Here is a 19,542-nt window from a genome sequence, read left to right as displayed (position 1 = left end):
TTATGCCAAACAAAAAGTTGGATAGTCATAATCAAGAAGGTTTATGTCCTAAATGTGACAATAAAATGGAGGTGGTTTCTCCTGAGCATTATTATTGTCAGCAATGTAAACAACATTATCTAGAACAGTTTATTTGTCCTATCTGTCAACAACAAGCTCAAATAATCAAAGGTTGTGGAGCAATTAATTATATTTGTCCAAACGACGGTTTAATATCGAGCAGTAAAGTTATATTTCACTATTTACCAGAATAAAGAAGTCTATTTATTAAAGCCATAAGAGGTTATTTCATGCGAATTATTTTATTAGGAGCACCTGGCGCGGGGAAAGGAACCCAAGCACAATTTATTATGCAAAAATATGGTATTCCTCAAATTTCAACCGGTGATATGTTACGTGCGGCAGTAAAAGCTGGAACGGCACTTGGTTTACAAGCCAAAGAATTAATGGATGCCGGTAAATTGGTTACCGATGAATTAGTTATTGCTTTAGTTAAAGAACGTATTGCCCAAAGTGATTGTGCTAATGGTTTTTTATTAGATGGTTTCCCTCGCACTGTTCCACAAGCGGATGCGATGAAAGCTGCAGGGATAAATGTTGATTATGTGCTTGAATTTGATGTACCGGATTCTGTTATCATTGATCGTATGAGTGGTCGCCGAGTTCATCCGGGTTCAGGGCGTGTTTATCATGTTCGTTATAATCCACCAAAAGTTGATGGTATTGATGATGTAACGGGTGAACCATTAACCACACGTAAAGATGATAATGAAGAGATCGTACGTAAACGTCTGGTTGAATATCATGATTTAACTAAGCCTTTAATTAACTATTATCAACATGAAGCGAAAGAAGGCAATACTAAGTATTTTTGTATCAATGGAACAAAAGCTGTGTCTGATGTAACAAAAGAGTTAGAGAATATTTTAGGTTAGTTCATTTCATATTATCCAAAATGGGGTAAGCGTTTACTTACCCTTTTGGATATTTCGTTATAGTGTGGCTTTCAATGCTTGTTCTAGATCAGCAATAATATCATCAATATGTTCAATACCGATGGATAGCCGGATCATTTCTTGACTGACTCCTGCCTTTTCTAACTCCTCAGCATTTAATTGACGATGAGTCGTGGTTGCCGGATGACAAGCAAGTGATCGGGTATCACCAATATTAACTAAGCGAATAATTAATTTTAAGGCGTCAATGAATTTAGCACCAGCTGATTTACCACCTTTAATTCCAAATGATAAAATCGCAGCAGGTAATCCTTTATCCATCTGTTTTACTGCTAAGTGATGTTCAGGATGATTAGGTAATCCGGCGTAATTTACCCAACTTACTTGTGGATGTGATTGAAGATATTGAGCAACTTTAAGTGCGTTTTGGCAGTGCCTTTCCATACGCAAAGATAACGTTTCGAGTCCTTGTAGCAAAAGAAAACTATTAAATGGTGAGAGAGCCGCCCCCATATTTCTTAAAGGAATGACTCGACAGCGAGCAATATATGCTGCATTACCAAAAGTTTCGGTATAAGAAACACCATGATAAGAAGGATCGGGTTGGTTTAGCATAGGATATTTGTCGGCATATTTTTGCCAAGGAAATTTACCCGAATCTACAATCATTCCCCCTAAACTACTGCCATGCCCACCTATATATTTGGTTAAAGAATGCACAACAATATCAGCGCCAAATTCAAAGGGACGGCAAAGTGCAGGGCTAGCAACGGTATTATCAACAATTAAAGGAATACCATGGCGGTGAGCAATATCTGCAAGTGCTGTTAAATCAACAATATTGCCTGCAGGATTACCGATACTTTCACAAAATAGTGCTTTAGTTTTATCATCGATAAGTTTTTCAAGAGCAATTAAATCATTATGAGGCGCAAAACGAGTCTTAATTCCAAAATTAGGTAATGTATGGGCCAGCAAATTATACGTACCACCGTAAAGTTTAGCGACTGAAACAATATTTTCACCGGCAAAAGTAATTGCTTGAATAGCATAAGTAATGGCCGCCATACCGGATGCAACGGCTAAAGCTCCTACGCCACCTTCAAGTTTAGCAACGCGAGTTTCAATTACGGCATTAGTGGGATTAGTGATACGAGTATAGATATTACCCGCTACTTTTAAGTCAAATAAATCTGCGCCATGTTGAGTATCATCAAATGCATAAGAAGTAGTTTGATAGATAGGTACAGCGACTGCATGCGTAGTCGATTCAGGTGTATAACCTGCGTGAATAGCAATTGTTTCCGGTTTCATGTTAGAGCCTCATAATTTATCATATAAGGCTCTATTTTTAGCTAAGAATAGTCGAAAAGTAAAGCATTATAAAACCATTCTCACAATATCAATTTCACCTAACTCTTTATATAAATTTTCGACTTGATCAATGTGTGTGGCATTAATCGTAATTGATACAGAGTGATAATTACCTTTACTACTTGGTTTAATAGACGGTGTATAGTCACCAGGCGCATGGCGTTGGATCACACTAATCACTTTATCAACCAATTCTGGTTTAGCTTCTCCCATTACTTTATAAGTAAAGGAGCATGGAAAATCCAATAATTCATTTAATTTTGTCTGTTGCATAATTTTATTGTTCTCATTTTAAAGACATATGTAAGAGGTAGTATTACCAAGACTAACTACAATATATAGGCATTTTGTCATACTTCAAGTAACTAACCGTTAAACATTACTTTTTAAAGCACATAATTTGATCTATGATATTAAACTTTAAGCAGAGTTGGGTTTTTAGCGTTTAATTCTCTATCAATATAAGCAATATAAGGTCAATGCAGTATGTTAGTTAATCCAGATCATAAGGAACCTTTTGGTACATTATTAGGTTATGCACCGGGAGGGGTTGCAATTTATTCATCTAATTATGATTCTTTAGATAAGCAACAATATCCAGATGATTCTTCATTTCGCAACTATTTGGAGCGTGAATATATGGGCTATAAATGGCAATGCGTTGAATTTGCTCGGCGATTTTTATATTTAAATCATGGTATTGTTTTCACTGATGTTGGTATGGCGCACGAGATTTTTTCATTACGTTTTTTACGACAAGCAATTAATGAAGCTATTTTACCCTTACAAGCATTTGCTAATGGCAGCAAAAAAAGGCCGGAGGTAGGAGCCTTACTAGTTTGGGATGATGGAGGCGTATTTAAACGGACAGGACATATAGCGATTATTACTGAAGTATTTGATGATAAAGTTCGCATAGTAGAACAAAATCTGATGCATACAAGATTACCGGCAGGTCAGCAATGGACAAGAGAGCTGGCAATGACCGTTTCCGATAGTGGTTATCTATTACATGATACCTTTGATGATACCACCATTTTAGGGTGGATGATTCAAACTGATGATACCGAATATAGCTTACCACAACCCCATGTTCCAAAAGCACTACTCACTATTCATAGTGCATATATTAATCATCAAAATCAATTTGCTAGTAAATGGTTAGATGAACAAGAGCCATTAGAAAAGGCTTACATATTAGCAACAGGCCATGCAGTTAATCATGATGACCAGTATCGTTATTTCACCATTTCTGAAAGCGCCCGACAAGAGTTAATCCGAGCGACCAATGAATTACACTTAATGTACATGTATGCAACCGATAAAGTTCTGAAAGATGATCACTTATTACATTATTTTAATATTCCTGAAATATTATGGCCAAGATTACGCTTGTCTTGGCAGCAACGCCGTTACCAAATGATTTCGGGACGATTAGATTTTTGTATGGATGAACGCGGTTTAAAAGTTTATGAATACAATGCTGACTCAGCTTCATGTCATACTGAAACCAGTATTATTCTGCAAAAATGGGCAATACAAGCAGGATTAACAGAAGGCACCAATCCTGGTGAAGATCTTCTAAACTCTCTTGCAAGTTGCTGGAAACATAGCGATGCTAAGCCTTTTGTCCATATCATGCAAGATAATGATAGTGAAGAAAACTATCATGCTCTTTTCATGCAAAAAGCATTAACACAAGCGGGTTTTAATAGCAAAATCTTATGTGGTTTAGATGCTCTTCATTGGGATAAACAAGGTCGTTTAGTGGATGATGAGGATCGTCAGGTTACCTGTGTATGGAAAACATGGGCGTGGGAAACAGTTTTAGAACAACTGCGTGAGGAGAGTGAAGCGCAAACCGCTGGATTACCCATTCGGACAGGTCATCCAGAAAACGCAGTAAGATTAATTGATGTATTATTGCGACCAGAAGTATCGGTTTTTGAACCGCTATGGACTGTTATCCCAAGTAATAAAGCTATTTTACCAGTATTGTGGTCTTTATTCCCTAATCATCGTTATCTATTAGAATCAACTTTTGAACTTAATGATAGTTTAATAAAAAAAGGTTATGCAATTAAACCTATTGCCGGGCGTCGTGGTAGTGATATTCAATTAGTGAGTAACCAGCAGATATTAGATCAAACGGTGGGAAAATTTGCTGAACAAGAGAATATTTACCAAGAATTGTGGTGTCTACCTAAAGTGGATAATCGTTATGTACAAATCTGCACTTTTACAGTAGGTGGGCATTATGGTGGTACTTGTTTACGTTCAGATCCTTCGTTAGTTATTAAAGGCGAAAGTGATATGCAACCTTTACGAGTTTTACCGGATGAACAATTTCTTAAATAGCTAAATATTGTAAAGATGTTTCAGGTTAGCTATATGTTTGAGTATAAAAACAAAATGAGTATTACATTAAAATAGTTAAAAAATGATTATGTTATAGGCATAATCATTTTTAATATTTTTTTGTTGTTTAAATTTCACTCAAATTTTTATCAAAAAATATGACTAAAAAGTCATAATATCTGTTTATCTACCAATTACATCAATTCATATTTCTGTTAAAATCAATCCAGTTATCTAAAAAGTATAAAACTGATAAGCAGGGATACCAAGGAATATATGGCAAATACATTACTAAGAAGTGGTGATATTAAGGATTTTAAAATACTCGGTCATGATGGTAAGGCGGCTTATTTAGTCGCTACCCAAATACGGGAAATGTTCAGAGTGAAATTAGGCAAACAATATGCCGATTTTCTAGCTATTCCCCAACGTAATGATCAAGGAAATATTGTTGATTGGTATATCCCTTTTGACTCAAATCAACCTGATGGGCAGTATGATATTATCCCTTGGACATCGGCCAGCGAAACAGAACAAAGTTCAGCACTGATTTTACTTAAAGAGTTTGAACAACAGGTTGTGAATCTGGGTAAAAAGTTAGCCGAAAACCCTAATTTAGAAGGTGATCAATTACTTTTTAGTCGTCTTATTTATGATCCAAAGTATGATGCCAATAGTCCCGAACCTAATTTGATGGCGATACGTTTTCCAAGTAATCAGTTTGTTTACATTGTTGATGGTAAACCGGTGATTACCTTTTGGGGATTTATTAACTCGCAAACCCCACAAGCCAGTTCACCATTTTATTGCTTAGAGCCAGTAACTAAACAACCAGCAACTCCTGTTATAGCCGAATCCCTTATAGCCAAAAAACCTTGGTGGCAACGTTGGTGGGTGTGGCTACTTGGTTTATTACCTTTGTTATTACTGTTGTTGGCAATATTTTGGTTACGAGGGTGTTTTGAAAAACCGCAAGTCTCAGTTAATCCAAATGTTTCATTAGATAATGGTCATACCAGTTTACCTGTTGCCGAAACTGAACAAAAAAATGAAAAAGATCCACAACCTAAAGAGGTTATTGTTGATAGAAATCTTGGCGTTATTAATGGGACAGCAGTCAATAGTACTACCACGAGTGATACTAATGGTGTAGCAACTAATGTTAATGAAAAAGATACCAATATAGCTAATACAGCTGATGTGGATAAAGATGCTAGTAATAATAATCAAAATATAGATGCTCAACTTAACGATGGCAAAGTAAATAATCCTGATGTCAATAATTCAGACACTCAAAACCAGCAACCGAATCCTGTGGATTTGAATAACAAAGACAATCCAGAACTACCAACAGGTACAGATAACAAAGATAATTCAGAACCACAAACTGGTACTGATAACAAAGATCAAACTTCGATACCAGTAAATAAAGATAGTAATACTAATGCAGCCTCTGATGCTAATAAACTAACTTTACCTAAAGATTCAATGCAACAAGGTTCTACAAAATTTCTTAATGGTCAATGGTCCGTAGGTGGTGGTATTCAAGATAAGGCAACCGGTAAACCATTACAGTTATCTTACAATTTTAATGAAGGAAATGGCGAAGTTACTGTCACACGCAGTGATGGTGTTAAATGTGTTGGTAAAGTTGACAGTGGTATTCAAAATGCCAATTTAAATATTGCTAGTAATACCGAAGCTATTTGTAGCGATAATACTAAATATCAATTACCAAAAATTCAGTGTACATCTGGCAAAAACAATCAAGCTAATTGTCAGGGAATTTATAATAACGGGATTTCGTTCCCAATTACTATGAAAAAACAATAGGGTTGTATATGCTTCCGGAAATACGCAACTATGGTCAAGAAGTTACTTTAATTATGAATAGTGGTATTCAATTTCTTGATTTTGCACTAAAAATAGATTGGAAAGATAATCAATGGCGTAATAAATTAAATGGTTGTTTTATCGATCCTTCAGAAAGTGGCGCTCTAATTAGACTGATTGAAGATGTTGATAACGGTAAATTTTTTGCTCCCGATAATCTATCTTTTGCGGTTAAGCCAACACAAGAAATCAGTGTAGATCAATCTTTGAAATTGTATGATGGTATTTGGTTACCGATTCCGGTGTTAAGATCAATACCACCTGAACGTTTTGATAAAGGCCCTCATAATTGGAGTCGAGTCCGGATTGTTAGTATTCCTGAAGGAGAAGATCCGGAAGGTAATACTCACCGCATTACCTTTGCATTTGATACTAAAATTTTTACTAATATGCAGGATGTTGCTTATCTAGCTCCAACCGATAACGATGTAAAAACCGGTTCGATATTTAGCTTAGCGCATCGTTCCGATCAAGTTTCATGGTTTTTAGAATTAAAATGGATAACCAGTTGGTTAATTGACTTATTCAAAGAATTAGCGCCACAACCAGAGCGCTTAAAAATGCATAAAGATGATATTAACCAAGAAATTAACCATAAAGCTTATTATGGTCATTATTTAAATATCATTCATTTACTGGCTGATTCATTACATATGCCAACCATTAAGATTGTCTCAAATAATAGAGATGATATTGTCAAATCGATTCCAGTGGATATGATTCTTGATGTTGGTAATTCCAGAACCTGCGGAATTTTGATTGAAGATCATGTTCAGGATAAAGATAGCTTAAATCGTCGATATGAGCTTGAAATCCGAGATTTGACGCAACCAGAGCAGATCTACAACGAACCTTTTGAAAGCAGAGTAGAGTTTGCACAAACCTTTTTTGGTAAGGAACATTTTTCATTACAGAGCGGACGGCGAGATACATTTCGTTGGCCAAGTATTGTTCGGGTTGGTAAAGAAGCAAGTCGCCTAGCCAGTCGAAGAGAAGGGAATGAAGGTGCAACCGGACTCTCTAGTCCAAAACGCTATTTGTGGGATCAAGATAAGTATGAACAAGGTTGGCGTTTTAATTCTCATTATGTAAAAAGTGATCATGAACCATTTGCCACTTCAGAACCTTTTTCCAGTTTAATTAATGAATATGGTGAAGCTCTACATATCCTAAGTAATGATATCGCTGAAGAGTATGATCGTAAAATGCCGGTTTTTCATCCAAAATATTCGCGTAGTTCTTTAATGACGTTTATGTTATGCGAAGTGCTAATGCATGCCTTAATGCAGATGAATAGCGTTGCTCAGCGCAATAAACTTGAACACGCCAAAACGCCGCGTAATTTACGCTCGATTATTTTAACCATTCCACCCGCGATGCCTAAACCAGAGCAAGCTATATTCAAGTCGTGTGTATACCAAGCAATTGGGTTAGTTTGGAAAAGTCTTGGTTGGGATAATTCGGATGATAATATTGATTTTAACAATCCGGAACAATTAAAAAGTGTTTGGCCGAATATTCCTGAGGTTCATGTTCAATGGGACGAAGCAACTTGTGGACAAGTTGTTTACCTGTTTAATGAAACCCAAAATAATTATAATGGACGCTCGGAAGAGTTTATTGCTTCAATGGTGCGTCCGGATAAAACTAATAAACAAAAATTAACCATTGCAACAGTAGATATTGGTGGTGGTACTACTGATTTAGTGATCAACGATTATGCACTTGATTATGGTACAAGTAATCAAGTAAATAGTAGTAATGCTTATATTGTGCCAACACAGCGTTTTCGGGATGGTTTTAAAGTTGCCGGTGATGATATTTTGCTTGATTTTATACAAGATACAGTGCTAACCGCATTAACTAATGGTTTAAAACAAGCTGGACTGGCTGATCCTAACCCTATTTTATCTACCATTATTGGTTCACAGCAGCTTTCTATTCAAGATGCAGTATTACGACAACAACTGACTTTACAATTATTCATGCCGATTGGTTTGCAGGTATTAAAAGAGTATGAACTCTACGACCCACTACATACGGAACAACATGTTTATAATGCGACTTTTAAGGAGTTATTACAACATCATGTAATGACTGATAATGTGCTTAATTTTATTAATGAACCAATTAGACGTGCATTAAATAACTCAGAATTTTCAGTTCTTGATTTGAGTATCGAAATTAACCTGAAACGTATTCATCATCTGTTTATTCGCGGTGACTATTACAATATTTGTAAAACATTTGATGCATTATCTGAGATTATTAGCTGTTATCAATGTGATGTGTTGCTATTAACAGGGCGCCCTTCACGGTTACCGGGAGTCCAAAGCTATTTCCGTTCTCGGTTATCAATTCCAGCTGGGCGTATTTTACCTCTGCATGGTTATTATACAGGTAGCTGGTACCCGTTCCATAAACAGGAACGAATTGATGATCCAAAAACCACTGCAGCAGTCGGTGCGATGCTTTGTTTCTTAAGTAAAAATCTACGGTTACCTAATTTCTATTTTAGATCATCTAATATAAATTTATATTCAACTGTTAAATTTATAGGATTATTGGATAATCTAAATATGATAAAAAAAGAAAATGTTTATTATCGCGACATTGACTTGGACGATCCCGATTATGATTTTCCAGAAATTGCTTTTGAAATTAGGGGAACAACTAGACTTGGTTTTAAACAACTGGAAATTGAACGTTGGCCGGCATCACCAATTTATACAATCACTATTGAGAATAGCGAAGTAGCTAAACGGCTTAGTGCTGATGGTGTCGTGCTTGAAGTGACATTAGGAATTAATAATAGACAAAAATCCGCCGAAAGTTTTTATATTAAAAATGTCAGTGCCTCGGATGGTCGTTCATGTAGTAAAAATCAGGATATTAAACTGAATTTAAATACGTTGGTTAATTCGGGCTTAATTAGTACGCAGTATTGGCTGGATAGTGGAATGATAAAACGATGAAAAATTTAAACGAACAACTTCCTAAATCTTGGGATCAGGTTTATCAAGCGTCAGCTAAAGCAATTACATGGGTAGAACAGACTCGCGCTTCATCAAAACGTTTACATAATGAGGCGGATGGTTTAATTCTTGAGTTACGACGTCTTCGTAATAGTGCAAAGCGATTAGGTGATGTATCAACTAAATCTGTTGCTGTAGGATTTTTTGGTTTATCACAAGCGGGTAAATCTTATCTTATCTCGGCATTAGCTGCTGGAGCAAATGGTAAACTTGAAACTGTGGTCGATAATGAAGTATTAGATTTTATCGATCATGTTAACCCAGTGGGGAGTGGTAAAGAAGCAACTGGTTTGGTAACACGCTTTAGTCGTATTGCCAAAGGTGGTATAGCTAATTATCCACTAGAGTTAAAATTATTCCAAGAAATTGAAATTATTAAAATTCTTATTAATGCCTATTTTAAAGATTTCGATCAACAAAAAGTAACCAATAACATAGAGTTTTCACAACTCAACCAATTGATTCAACGACTAGAAAATAAAAAACAAGCAGATAAAACCGGTGGTATTACTGAAGATGATATTGTGGATCTGTATGATTACTTATCTGAAAATTTTGGTAATTCCCTTGAAGGATTAAAAGGTGGTTATTGGGAAAAAGCTATACATTTACTCCCTTACCTTTCGATTGTAGAGCGCGGTGAGCTTTTAGCCGTTCTCTGGGGTGGAATTTCTGAACTGACCACAATTTACGTGCAATTAGCCACTACGTTATCCAACTTAAATCATGCTAATACTGTATATGCACCTCTAACGGTATTAATTAAAGACAATAATGGTACTAAGTCACAAATTGACAGTATTATGAATGTGGATATTCTTGAACGTCTAAACACTGATCGTGACTCCACTGTAACTATAACGCCACTAAATGGTGTGCCAACGTCTATCTCTTTAGCTCAATTGGCTTTTTTGACGGCAGAGTTAATTTTTCCATTAGTCAATAAAACGCGAGTAGCAACTTTTGAAAACGTCGATTTATTGGATTTTCCTGGTTATCGAGGTCGTTTAAATTTAATTTCTATTGCGGATGTTAAAGAGGGTAACCCCATTGCGCAACTTTTGTTGCGAGGTAAAGTCGCTTATCTTTTTGAAAAATACACTGATAGCCAAGAAATGAATGTTTTAGTTGTTTGTACCCCTTCAGACAAACAGTCAGATGTTAATGATGTTGGTCCGGTGCTTGAGCGCTGGATTGACAAAACCCAAGGTGAAACAGCTGAAAAAAGAGCCACCAAAAAAGCGGGATTATTGTGGGCAATCACGATGTTTGACAAGCGTATTGGTACCTCATTAACCCTATCAGAAGATAATCTCAAAAACAGTTGGGGTAAAGGTGGTTTACTTCAACAAACTATTTTGGAGCGTTTTGGTAGTTATGATTGGTTAACCAATTGGTCGAATAATCGTAAATTCAACAATGTTTTTCTGGTACGTAAACCTGGATTTGATGTACCGTTTTTAACGGTGGATCCTGCTACTCATCAAGAGCAATCTTATAATGATAGTTATCAAGAAAAGATGCTTATGCTGAAAAATACTTTTGTTAACAATGTGGATATTCAAGAGTATGTGAATGAACCCGAACTAACTTGGGATGCTATGTTAAAGTTGAATGACGGTGGCATTGAACGTATTAGTCAATATCTAGAACAAGTCGCTATCACCGAAGTAAAACAGCAACGTATTGTTGAGCAACTTAACGAGAAAATTGATTATATTATCAATATGCGTTTTGATACTTGGTATCAAGCTGATAGTGATGAAGAATTAGGCAAGAAAAAACAAATTATTGCCGATGTAATTAAAAAATTACAAGGTAAAGCTTTATTGCTGGGTGAATTGCTGAAAACGTTGGAACTGCCGGAGCAGACGGTTAGAGGGCTTTATCACTCAAATCAGGCAGATAGTGAAATAGCTAGCGATAGCCGAGACGATAATATAGGTGATTTAACCAATGATTTTGGGTTAAATACTGATTTTGAATTATTTTCGGATAATAATTCACCTTTAGATATTAAACCAACCACTACTTTACCTACTGAATCAAAATTTGCTAAGTCAGTATTTACCACATGGTTAGAATATTTGAGAAATATTGTATTGGATAAACACATTGTGCAGTTTTTTGGTTTAGAACAAAAAACGCTTTCTTTTGTGGTTGAAGAACTTATTACCGCCGCTAACCGCTTAAAGCTAGAAGCTAATTTAAGTGAGCGAATTTTAAAAAATGAAAATACTGGTAATAAACGTGATGATCTTGAGTCTCGACAACTCAGTACTATTCATACCTTGCTCGCTGATTTTATTGCCTGGCTAGGTTTTATCCAAGGGCAAGCAACTGAGATACCGATGAGTCGAGTTAATCAAGGTAAGCCAATATTTTCTTCACCAGTGAGTGAATTTACTAATCAATCATCCCACCCGTTGCCGAAACTGGATGATAAAACCAAGAACTATTCTCAGTATGCCATATTTGATTGGTTTATTGCTTTTGCTATCTTGGCTCAAGAAAATGTAGGTCATCATGCCGGACGTGAAATAAGTCAGGAACAAAATAGCCAACTAGGTGAGATTTTAAACGCTTATAAACAATCTCAAATAAATTAAGGTAGTTAGAAACTGGTTGGTAAGATTCTTAAAAAATAAATAGTGGGGTAGTTCCCCCTATAAATAGGTACTTTTCTTGTAACTGCTGATGAAATAGTACTTAGGTATAAATATAGAGGATATCATGGCATTACGAATTGAATTAGATGGCTTTAAACCTGGTATTGCTAAGTTTTTAGCTCAAAAATGGGATGGTAGTCCTGAAGTTGATATGCTTATCCAGCGCAATCAAGATAGTTATTATTTATCAGGTCTAAAGCAATGGGGGCCTGAAAAAACTTGGCATCCGGTAAATAATTTAAGTGTTGATAACCAGCAATTAACCGGAGAAGTTAGCGAGTGGTTAGTTGATTCGTTATTATCCCAAGATAATTCTGTCAGATTTTTTATCCAGATACGGGATAGACAAAATGAAAACTATATTGATGGCGGTGTTGCCAATATTACTGAGTCAGTATTAGCGTCTTCTGCATTAGATAATCCTTCGTCATCGACTGATAATAATCAAGTTGAGACAGAATCACAACCAGAATTATCGGTGGATCAGGTTATCAATACGACACCAGACCAATCTACTGCTGAGCAGGAAATTACGCTCGATCCGATTTTGCCTGATGAACAACTGGTAACGGAATCGACAATTAAGCCAGAGATAATTGAACCAATCAAAGCTAAAAGTAAACTGGGTTTAATCGTTGTTATTTTATTACTTTTAATTGGAATAGGTATTGCCTCATGGTACTTTTTATTTAACCAAAATCAGCAAAAAGAGACTTCTTCAGTACAAATTAGTAGCCAATGTAGCTTAAGTAATGCGACAGGTGATGATTTAAGTTTCATTCAACAGTGTTTACAAACAAAACCTGAAGCTGATGCAATTATTCAGTTAATAGCTGAAGCTAAAAAAGCTGATAAATGTAATATTGCTCAGCGGTTATATGCCAATCAAGCACAGCAAAATGCAAAAATTGCTATGCTTTATGCCAAAGAGTATGACGATAAGTATTATCAAGAAAATAATTGTTTTAAAACTGATAAGGAAACAGCTATTTATTGGTACGAAACTTCTTTAACCCATGATGCAAATAATACCTTAGCCAAAGAACGTTTATCTGAGTTACAAAAATAGTTAGGAATAGCATATGAAAAAATCAGTGATCTCAAATATATTTATCGCAGTAAGTTTGATTTGCCTTCCTTGGCTAAGTTTTGCAGCTGAACCGCTAAAACAAGAGGGAAAATCAACACTTTTTCAGCGAATTCTTAGTACACCAACTTGTGAGTTAAAAAAAAATATTACTGATACAACCGGTACGTCTGTCGCTGCCTTCTCGCGTTTTTATGTTTATGAACGTAAAAATGAGAATAATCAAGAATGGCTCAATGTTGGGCCTGATTCTTATGGAAAAACCGTTGGCTGGCTAAATGGCTCATGCGCTATTCCATGGAATATGCAAATGACACTGGTATTTACTAATCCGGTTGATCGTGATCCACTGTTATTTTTTAAAGATAAAGCATCGTTAACAAATATTATTGATGCTAGCCAACCAGAATCTTTGTTGAAACCGATCCGTGATGCTTTAAAAGCGGATAAACCAACTCCAGAAATTGTTGCCCAAGAACCAAAAGAGTATGTAGATTTTAAGAATAACTTTTATTTACTGCCGATTTTACAAGGTGAAGAGGTGATGAACGGACAAGGATATTATGAACGGGTTTTAGAAATTGCCTCAGTAAGTAAACAAGATGCACTAATTAAAAACAATGGCAAATCAACTGATCCCCAAACTGCAGATAAAGATGCTAACCAAGTTGCGCCATTTAAAGCGGCTATTGTGTTTGTGATTGATTCAACTATTTCTATGGATCCTTATATTTCACGAACTAAAGAAGCGGTTACCCGCGTTTATCAACATATAGAAAAAGAGAAGTTACAAAACCAAGTGAAATTCGGCTTGATATCTTTCCGTTCCAGTCTAAAAGCATCGGATAAACTCGAATATGTCACTAAGGTATTTGCTGATCCTAACCAAGTTAACTCTAAAGAAGATTTTAAAAATTTAAGTGCATCTTTAAAACAGGCTACTGTTTCTACAGCTTATTTTGCTGAAGATTCTTATGCTGGAATTTCGCAAGCATTAAATGATATTAATTGGAATAACTTTGGTGCGCGTTATATGATTTTAATCACGGATGCGAGTGCAATTCCTGGTGATGATAAACTTTCCAGTACTGGTATGGATGCTGCACAACTTCGATTAGAAGCACAACATAAAGGTGTGGCTATTTACGCTTTACATTTAAAAACGCCAAGTGGTGAGAAAGATCATCAAATTGCTGCCACTCAGTATTCTGACTTAACGTATAATGATTTCATCCATAAATCATTATATTATCCGGTTAATGCCGGCGATGTGAATGAGTTTGGTAAGAAAGTTGACTCGTTAGCGACAGCATTATCTGAACAAGTTAAGCTTGCCTATAAAGGGGAAGCATCGGTGGGTAATGTACTTAATGCCAAAGATGATAGTTCTGATATGTTAAAAGATGCTTTGTTATTAAGTAAAGCAATGCAACTGGCTTATTTAGGTGATACCAAAGGAACCAAAGCCCCAACAGTTTTCAAAGCGTGGATTGCTGATAAAGATTTTATTAAACCGACTATCCCTACCGCTGAACCTCGTATTTTATTGACTAAATCTCAACTAAGTGACTTGAGCGATGTGGTGAGTAAAATTGCTAATGCAGCGAATGATGGTTTGATTTCTGCCGATAATATGTTTTCACAACTTCGTTCCGTTGCTGCTGCTATGGGGCAAGATCCAAGTAAATTGAAATCAGATACAGTAACCAAAATTGCCGACTTAGGTTTGCTCGGTGAATATTTGGATAATATCCCCTATAAAAGTGATGTAACCGGCCTTGATCAGGATACCTGGAAAAGTATGAGTGGACTTGAACAAGAAAAATTTATTCGTAATTTAAATAGTAAAATCCGCTATTATCAAAAATGTAATGCGGATGTGGATCGCTGGATTTCGTTAGCTGAAGGAAGTGATCCACGTGAAAATGTTTATCCTATTCCTTTAGAAATGTTACCGTAAAACCAATGTTAACCATAAAGCAACTGGCCATTTCACGATCTACCGGCAAATCTTTATTTAAGGTTTGCCTGCCGGAGCTAATGGTTAAAGCTGGTGAGGTAGTGGTGATTAAAGGTGACAGTGGTAGTGGTAAAAGTACTCTTTTAGAAATGATTGGTATGATCCTCAAACCTGATGAGGTAGAGTGTTATAATCTCACTGTTGATGATCAAAATATAAATATAGCTTCACTAATTAATGATGATAATGTTGATCAACAGGCAAGAATTAGATCTCATTATTGTGGGTTTATGCTACAAACTGGTGGTTTACTCCCATTTCTGACTATTCGCGATAATGTTCTGTTGCCATTTAAGTTGTTACAACAAAAGGTTGATTGTGTACGACTTGACTATTTGGTGGACAAATTAAGTATTTCTCATTTACTCAGTAAATACCCTAAGCAGTTATCAATTGGTGAAAGGCAACGAGCCTCTTTTATTCGTTCAATTATTCATAAACCAGCCTTACTACTAGCTGATGAACCTACTTCAGCTCTTGATCCCTATAATGCCAATTTACTGTTTGATTTAATCATACAACAAGCACAACAAGATAATATCGCCGCAATAATCGTTACTCATGATTGGCAACGTATTGCTAATAAAGGGTTATTTACCTTATCTGCTCATTTAGCTTCCCCACAATCATCGGTATTTTTGCCACTACAAGGCAAGGCAGGTGAAGATGATTAAGGTTATAGCAAAATGGTTGCTTGTTACAAAGTTATCTTTAGCTGATTTATGGTATGACAAGAAGGTTTCATTTTGTATTATTGCTTCAATTATATCGGTAATTACACCGTTATTACTGTTATTTAGCTTAAAATATGGTGTGGTTTCGCAACTGCGCCAGCAATTACTTAGTGATCCACAAAATTTAGAAATTAAAGTAGTTGGTAATTTGCAACTTGATAATGCCAAGTTAGATTGGATAAAAAAACAGCCTGAAACAGCTTTTGTTATTCCACTTACTCGTTCATTAAATACTCAAGCAGATTTAATTAATGATTCTAGTCATTTTGTTAATAATGCCGAGATTATTCCAACTGATTCCCATGATCCTATCACCCATACCTTGCCTTCTCTTAAAAGTAACAATCAAATTTTGTTAAGTTCACTTGCCGCCGAAAAAATGCAAGCAACGATAGGTAGTTGGATAAAAATGGTTATTACACGGCAGCTTGATGGTAAACTTGAGAAGGGAATAACTCAACTAGAAGTAAAAGGGATTATACCTGAGAGCCGTTATAGTCGCGTGGCAGCTTTTGTCCCATTAGATTTGCTTATCGAAATGGAAAATTTTTATGACGGTTATCAAAGTGCAATTTTTCTGACTTCTACCGGTCAACTAAATCCACCAAAACATACCTCATTTGCCAGAGCGCGAATTTATGCTAATTCATTAGACGACGTGGCTCCATTGTCTTTTAAGTTACGTGAACAACATATTGAAACTCGTACTCAGGCAAATGCAATTGAAAATATGCAAGCTATTGATCGTGTACTTACATTTATTTTTAGTGTTATTGCTATTACCGCTATATTTGGATGTATTTTGTCATTCACTGGATCTTTTTTATCTAATATTGAACGTAAGCGTAAAGATATTGCTTTTATGCGGTTAATTGGCTTTCAATCACATGAAATTATGCTGTATTTAATTACCCAAGCTGTGATTTTAAGCTGTTTAGCATTTGTTATATCTTGTCTATTCTTCTTATTAGGAAATTATGTATTTAATATGGTGTTAGGTAAAAATTTAGTTTCACAACCAATCGTAAGTCAATTACAATTTTATCATCTTACTATTGCATTTTTACTGACCTTATTTATTTCAAGTATAGTGGTGATTATAGGAGGACGGCGTGCCGTTAAAATTCAACCAGCAGAGAGTTTGCGGGAAGTATAATCAGATAAAATATATTTTTTGCGGTTTGGTAATAAGTCTATCCCCATTATTAAGCTATGCTGAACCATGGGACAGCAAATTTTATAACCCAAAACCAGCCAAAGATGATGTTATTTTACCTATGCCTTGTGATGGTAGTTTGGTCATGAAAAAGGTTTTTACACCCACTAGTAAACCATTAGATGATGTTAAAGTTGTATTAGGTAGTAACCAAAAAGAGTTAGGTTTTGCTGAGTATGCGACCCCAAACTATATTTCTGGTAGTTTTTCTGATGCCGGGAATGAACGATATTTTCTAATTGGTAAATATGAACTGACTATTCTACAGTATCAAGCGGTAATGAATGACACTTGTCCGACCGCAAAAATTACACTTTCTTTCCCGATGACAGATGTAAGTTGGTTTGATGCCATTGCATTTACTGATAAATATAATCGTTGGTTAATTGAAAATCAGTCAAAAATTAAAACAAATAGTGTACCTAAAGGTTATGTGCGTTTACCTAATAACACCGAGTGGGAGTATGCAGCTCGAGGTGGATCTAAAGTGACCGAATCAGAATTTCGAGAAGCACGTTTCCCAATGGTTAATCCTGTAGAAAATTATGCGTGGTTTTCAGGCGCCAAATCGGCAAATGGCAAATTACAACTAATTGGAAAACTCGAACCTAATCCGCTTGATCTCTATGATATTTTGGGTAATGCCAGTGAAATGATGTTTGATTCTTTTAGAATGAATAAGCTTGATCGTTATCATGGTCAACTCGGTGGCATAACGGTTCGTGGTGGCAGTTATTTGACCTCTGAATCATCAACTAACTCTTCATTTCGTACAGAAAAGCCTTTTTATGATGATAAAGGTGCTTATAAAAGTAAAGATGTTGGATTTCGTTTAATTTATACCACAGAAATAATGAATTCTTCGGATCTTATTAAAGAGTTAGATAAAGAATGGAATGCACTTGGTGGTGATGCTGAATCATCAACAAATGGTAGTGTGGTTAATGAGTTAGAGAAAATAACTAAACAAGTAGAAGATGAAAAAACTAAAAAAGAGTTAAATCAATTAAATACGTTGTTACGTAGTGCAAATCAGGCGCGCGATGAACAGCGCGATCGCTCTATCCAATCAGCTCTACAATTAGGCGCTTTTTTATGTGCTAATGTTTCAGATCTTAATAGTAAGTATGAATACAATAATAATTTATATAATACGATGACCAATGAAGTTTGTGATGTCAAAGAATCTGAAAATGTGGATAATGATAATATGTGTTCGAAAGCGAAATTAAATAATTTAAAACAAGTGCTGGATGATTCAAAAAATGCCCGAGATTTTATTTTAAAATATTATTCGGATACTATTGTTAACACGGCTTCAAATTATGAAAAAAATACCATTAATGATCAAGCAAAAGCAACGCAATTTATTCTTGAAAATAGTGGTAAAGCAAATATGAGTGATTATTTAAAACTCTATTTCAAACATATTAATCAATATATTGAATCAGGAAATATTGAACGAACGATTTGGCTGAAAACTTGTAATGAAGTAAAAGGAAATAAATAATGAATAAAATTATGCTAATCATAGCACTATGTGTGTCACTGGTATTAACTGGTTGTCAGTCTTCATCAGGTGTTAATACTAAGGATGTTGATCCAGAATTAACTAAAAGCAATTCAGCACAATTTTTTAGTAAATCAGCATGGCAATCTTGCGCAGTAGGTGCCGGTGTGGGTGGTTTTGCATGCCTGTTACTAGGTGGAAAACCTGAAACATGTATTGCATCTGCGGTTGTGGGTTGCGGTGTCATGATGGGAGCAAACTACTATCTTGATTCAAAACGTGCTGAATATGCCAATGAAGAGATGCGTATTGATGCTTATATCCAAGATATTCAGAAAAATACGTTAGAAGTACAATCGGTAACACAAACAGCTAAAGGTGTGTTAGATAAAAATTTAGCCACACTTAAAGTTTTAAACAAACAAATCAAAAATTCTACTGTAGATACCAAACAAGCCCAAAATGATTTGACTCAAATTGATGCTAATATCGCTTATTTAAAGGATAAGTTAGCTCGCATGAAAGAGGTTGAAAAAGATTGGGTTTCGCTTTCAGCTAAAGAGAGGGAATCAGGGGTTAATGTATCGAAATTAGATAGAGAAATTGAACAATTAAATAAACAAATAGCAGGATTAGAAAAACAAATTAATCTTGTAATGCAACAACGTTCAGCAGTAAGGGTAGGCTAAT

14 protein-coding genes are annotated in these 19,542 nt (G+C 35.5%); 12 read left to right on the top strand and 2 right to left on the bottom strand.

From position 1 onward, the window contains the following. Positions 1-2 precede the first annotated feature (2 nt). Together A9G11_RS12655 and adk are read left to right on the top strand one after the other, a co-directional pair. Positions 3-254, top strand: coding sequence for a YfgJ family double zinc ribbon protein (locus A9G11_RS12655; protein WP_065619955.1), 252 nt, complete (start codon positions 3-5; stop codon positions 252-254). A gap of 36 nt (positions 255-290) precedes the next feature. After that, a complete protein-coding gene (gene adk / locus A9G11_RS12650; RefSeq protein WP_065619954.1) occupies positions 291-935 on the top strand; it encodes an adenylate kinase in 645 nt (214 codons plus the stop codon). 57 nt (positions 936-992) lie between these two features. Here adk and A9G11_RS12645 read toward each other — a convergent pair whose 3' ends face one another. Together A9G11_RS12645 and ybeD are read right to left on the bottom strand one after the other, a co-directional pair. After that, the gene (locus A9G11_RS12645) at positions 993-2,270 is read right to left on the bottom strand and encodes a bifunctional O-acetylhomoserine aminocarboxypropyltransferase/cysteine synthase (protein ID WP_065619953.1); all 1,278 of its coding nucleotides are present in this window, start codon (positions 2,268-2,270) and stop codon (positions 993-995) included. Positions 2,271-2,336: 66 nt separating this feature from the next. Next, positions 2,337-2,603 (bottom strand): DUF493 family protein YbeD, encoded by a 267-nt coding sequence (gene ybeD, locus A9G11_RS12640; RefSeq protein ID WP_065619952.1) that lies wholly within the window; start codon positions 2,601-2,603, stop codon positions 2,337-2,339. Between the two features lie 213 nt (positions 2,604-2,816). Between ybeD and gss the strand changes: the two genes are divergently transcribed. The 10 genes from gss (at position 2,817) to A9G11_RS12590 (ending at position 19,541) form a co-directional block, all read left to right on the top strand. Next, on the top strand, positions 2,817-4,688 hold the full coding sequence (gene gss, locus A9G11_RS12635) for a bifunctional glutathionylspermidine amidase/synthase (protein WP_065619951.1): 1,872 nt from the start codon (positions 2,817-2,819) through the stop codon (positions 4,686-4,688). Positions 4,689-4,964: 276 nt separating this feature from the next. Continuing rightward, positions 4,965-6,521, top strand: a complete 1,557-nt coding sequence (locus tag A9G11_RS12630) for an SrfA family protein (RefSeq protein ID WP_065619950.1) — start codon at positions 4,965-4,967, stop codon at positions 6,519-6,521. Between the two features lie 8 nt (positions 6,522-6,529). Further along, a complete protein-coding gene (locus tag A9G11_RS12625; RefSeq protein WP_065619949.1) occupies positions 6,530-9,556 on the top strand; it encodes a virulence factor SrfB in 3,027 nt (1,008 codons plus the stop codon). Next, on the top strand, positions 9,553-12,225 hold the full coding sequence (locus A9G11_RS12620) for a putative virulence factor (RefSeq protein ID WP_065619948.1): 2,673 nt from the start codon (positions 9,553-9,555) through the stop codon (positions 12,223-12,225). The genes A9G11_RS12625 and A9G11_RS12620 overlap by 4 nt, the downstream gene beginning before the upstream one ends. 124 nt (positions 12,226-12,349) lie before the next feature. After that, on the top strand, positions 12,350-13,354 hold the full coding sequence (locus tag A9G11_RS12615; protein ID WP_065619947.1) for a hypothetical protein: 1,005 nt from the start codon (positions 12,350-12,352) through the stop codon (positions 13,352-13,354). Between the two features lie 13 nt (positions 13,355-13,367). Further along, positions 13,368-15,332 carry a vWA domain-containing protein gene (locus A9G11_RS12610; protein ID WP_065619946.1) on the top strand — a complete coding sequence of 655 codons (1,965 nt, stop codon included), beginning with the start codon at positions 13,368-13,370 and terminating at the stop codon, positions 15,330-15,332. A 5-nt stretch (positions 15,333-15,337) separates the two neighbouring features. Beyond that, positions 15,338-16,066: an ABC transporter ATP-binding protein gene (locus tag A9G11_RS12605; RefSeq protein ID WP_065619945.1), complete on the top strand. Its 729-nt coding sequence runs from the start codon at positions 15,338-15,340 to the stop codon at positions 16,064-16,066. Beyond that, complete coding sequence (locus A9G11_RS12600; protein ID WP_065619944.1) at positions 16,059-17,282, top strand: ABC transporter permease; 1,224 nt, start codon at positions 16,059-16,061, stop codon at positions 17,280-17,282. The genes A9G11_RS12605 and A9G11_RS12600 overlap by 8 nt, the downstream gene beginning before the upstream one ends. Further along, on the top strand, positions 17,239-18,852 hold the full coding sequence (locus tag A9G11_RS12595) for an SUMF1/EgtB/PvdO family nonheme iron enzyme (RefSeq protein ID WP_081298572.1): 1,614 nt from the start codon (positions 17,239-17,241) through the stop codon (positions 18,850-18,852). Before A9G11_RS12600 ends, A9G11_RS12595 begins: the two co-directional genes overlap by 44 nt. Further along, positions 18,852-19,541: a hypothetical protein gene (locus A9G11_RS12590; RefSeq protein ID WP_065619943.1), complete on the top strand. Its 690-nt coding sequence runs from the start codon at positions 18,852-18,854 to the stop codon at positions 19,539-19,541. Before A9G11_RS12595 ends, A9G11_RS12590 begins: the two co-directional genes overlap by 1 nt. Position 19,542 lies beyond the last annotated feature (1 nt).

It is taken from the genome of Gilliamella sp. wkB108 (assembly GCF_001690195.1).
GTDB lineage: Bacteria > Pseudomonadota > Gammaproteobacteria > Enterobacterales > Orbaceae > Gilliamella > Gilliamella apicola_L.
The sequence above is the reverse complement of the archived record's forward strand: the minus strand, read 5'-3'. Positions and strand labels throughout refer to the sequence as shown.

What these genes read in the sequence shown, in the direction of transcription:
- A9G11_RS12620 (WP_065619948.1), top strand. Translation starts at nt 9,553, where the DNA reads ATGAAAAATTTAAACGAACAACTTCCTAAATCTTGGGATCAGGTTTAT.
- gss (WP_065619951.1), top strand. Translation starts at nt 2,817, where the DNA reads ATGTTAGTTAATCCAGATCATAAGGAACCTTTTGGTACATTATTAGGT.
- A9G11_RS12625 (WP_065619949.1), top strand. Translation starts at nt 6,530, where the DNA reads ATGCTTCCGGAAATACGCAACTATGGTCAAGAAGTTACTTTAATTATG.
- A9G11_RS12600 (WP_065619944.1), top strand. Translation starts at nt 16,059, where the DNA reads ATGATTAAGGTTATAGCAAAATGGTTGCTTGTTACAAAGTTATCTTTA.
- A9G11_RS12610 (WP_065619946.1), top strand. Translation starts at nt 13,368, where the DNA reads ATGAAAAAATCAGTGATCTCAAATATATTTATCGCAGTAAGTTTGATT.
- A9G11_RS12630 (WP_065619950.1), top strand. Translation starts at nt 4,965, where the DNA reads ATGGCAAATACATTACTAAGAAGTGGTGATATTAAGGATTTTAAAATA.
- A9G11_RS12590 (WP_065619943.1), top strand. Translation starts at nt 18,852, where the DNA reads ATGAATAAAATTATGCTAATCATAGCACTATGTGTGTCACTGGTATTA.
- A9G11_RS12645 (WP_065619953.1), bottom strand. Translation starts at nt 2,270, where the DNA reads ATGAAACCGGAAACAATTGCTATTCACGCAGGTTATACACCTGAATCG.
- A9G11_RS12655 (WP_065619955.1), top strand. Translation starts at nt 3, where the DNA reads ATGCCAAACAAAAAGTTGGATAGTCATAATCAAGAAGGTTTATGTCCT.
- adk (WP_065619954.1), top strand. Translation starts at nt 291, where the DNA reads ATGCGAATTATTTTATTAGGAGCACCTGGCGCGGGGAAAGGAACCCAA.
- A9G11_RS12615 (WP_065619947.1), top strand. Translation starts at nt 12,350, where the DNA reads ATGGCATTACGAATTGAATTAGATGGCTTTAAACCTGGTATTGCTAAG.
- A9G11_RS12605 (WP_065619945.1), top strand. Translation starts at nt 15,338, where the DNA reads ATGTTAACCATAAAGCAACTGGCCATTTCACGATCTACCGGCAAATCT.
- ybeD (WP_065619952.1), bottom strand. Translation starts at nt 2,603, where the DNA reads ATGCAACAGACAAAATTAAATGAATTATTGGATTTTCCATGCTCCTTT.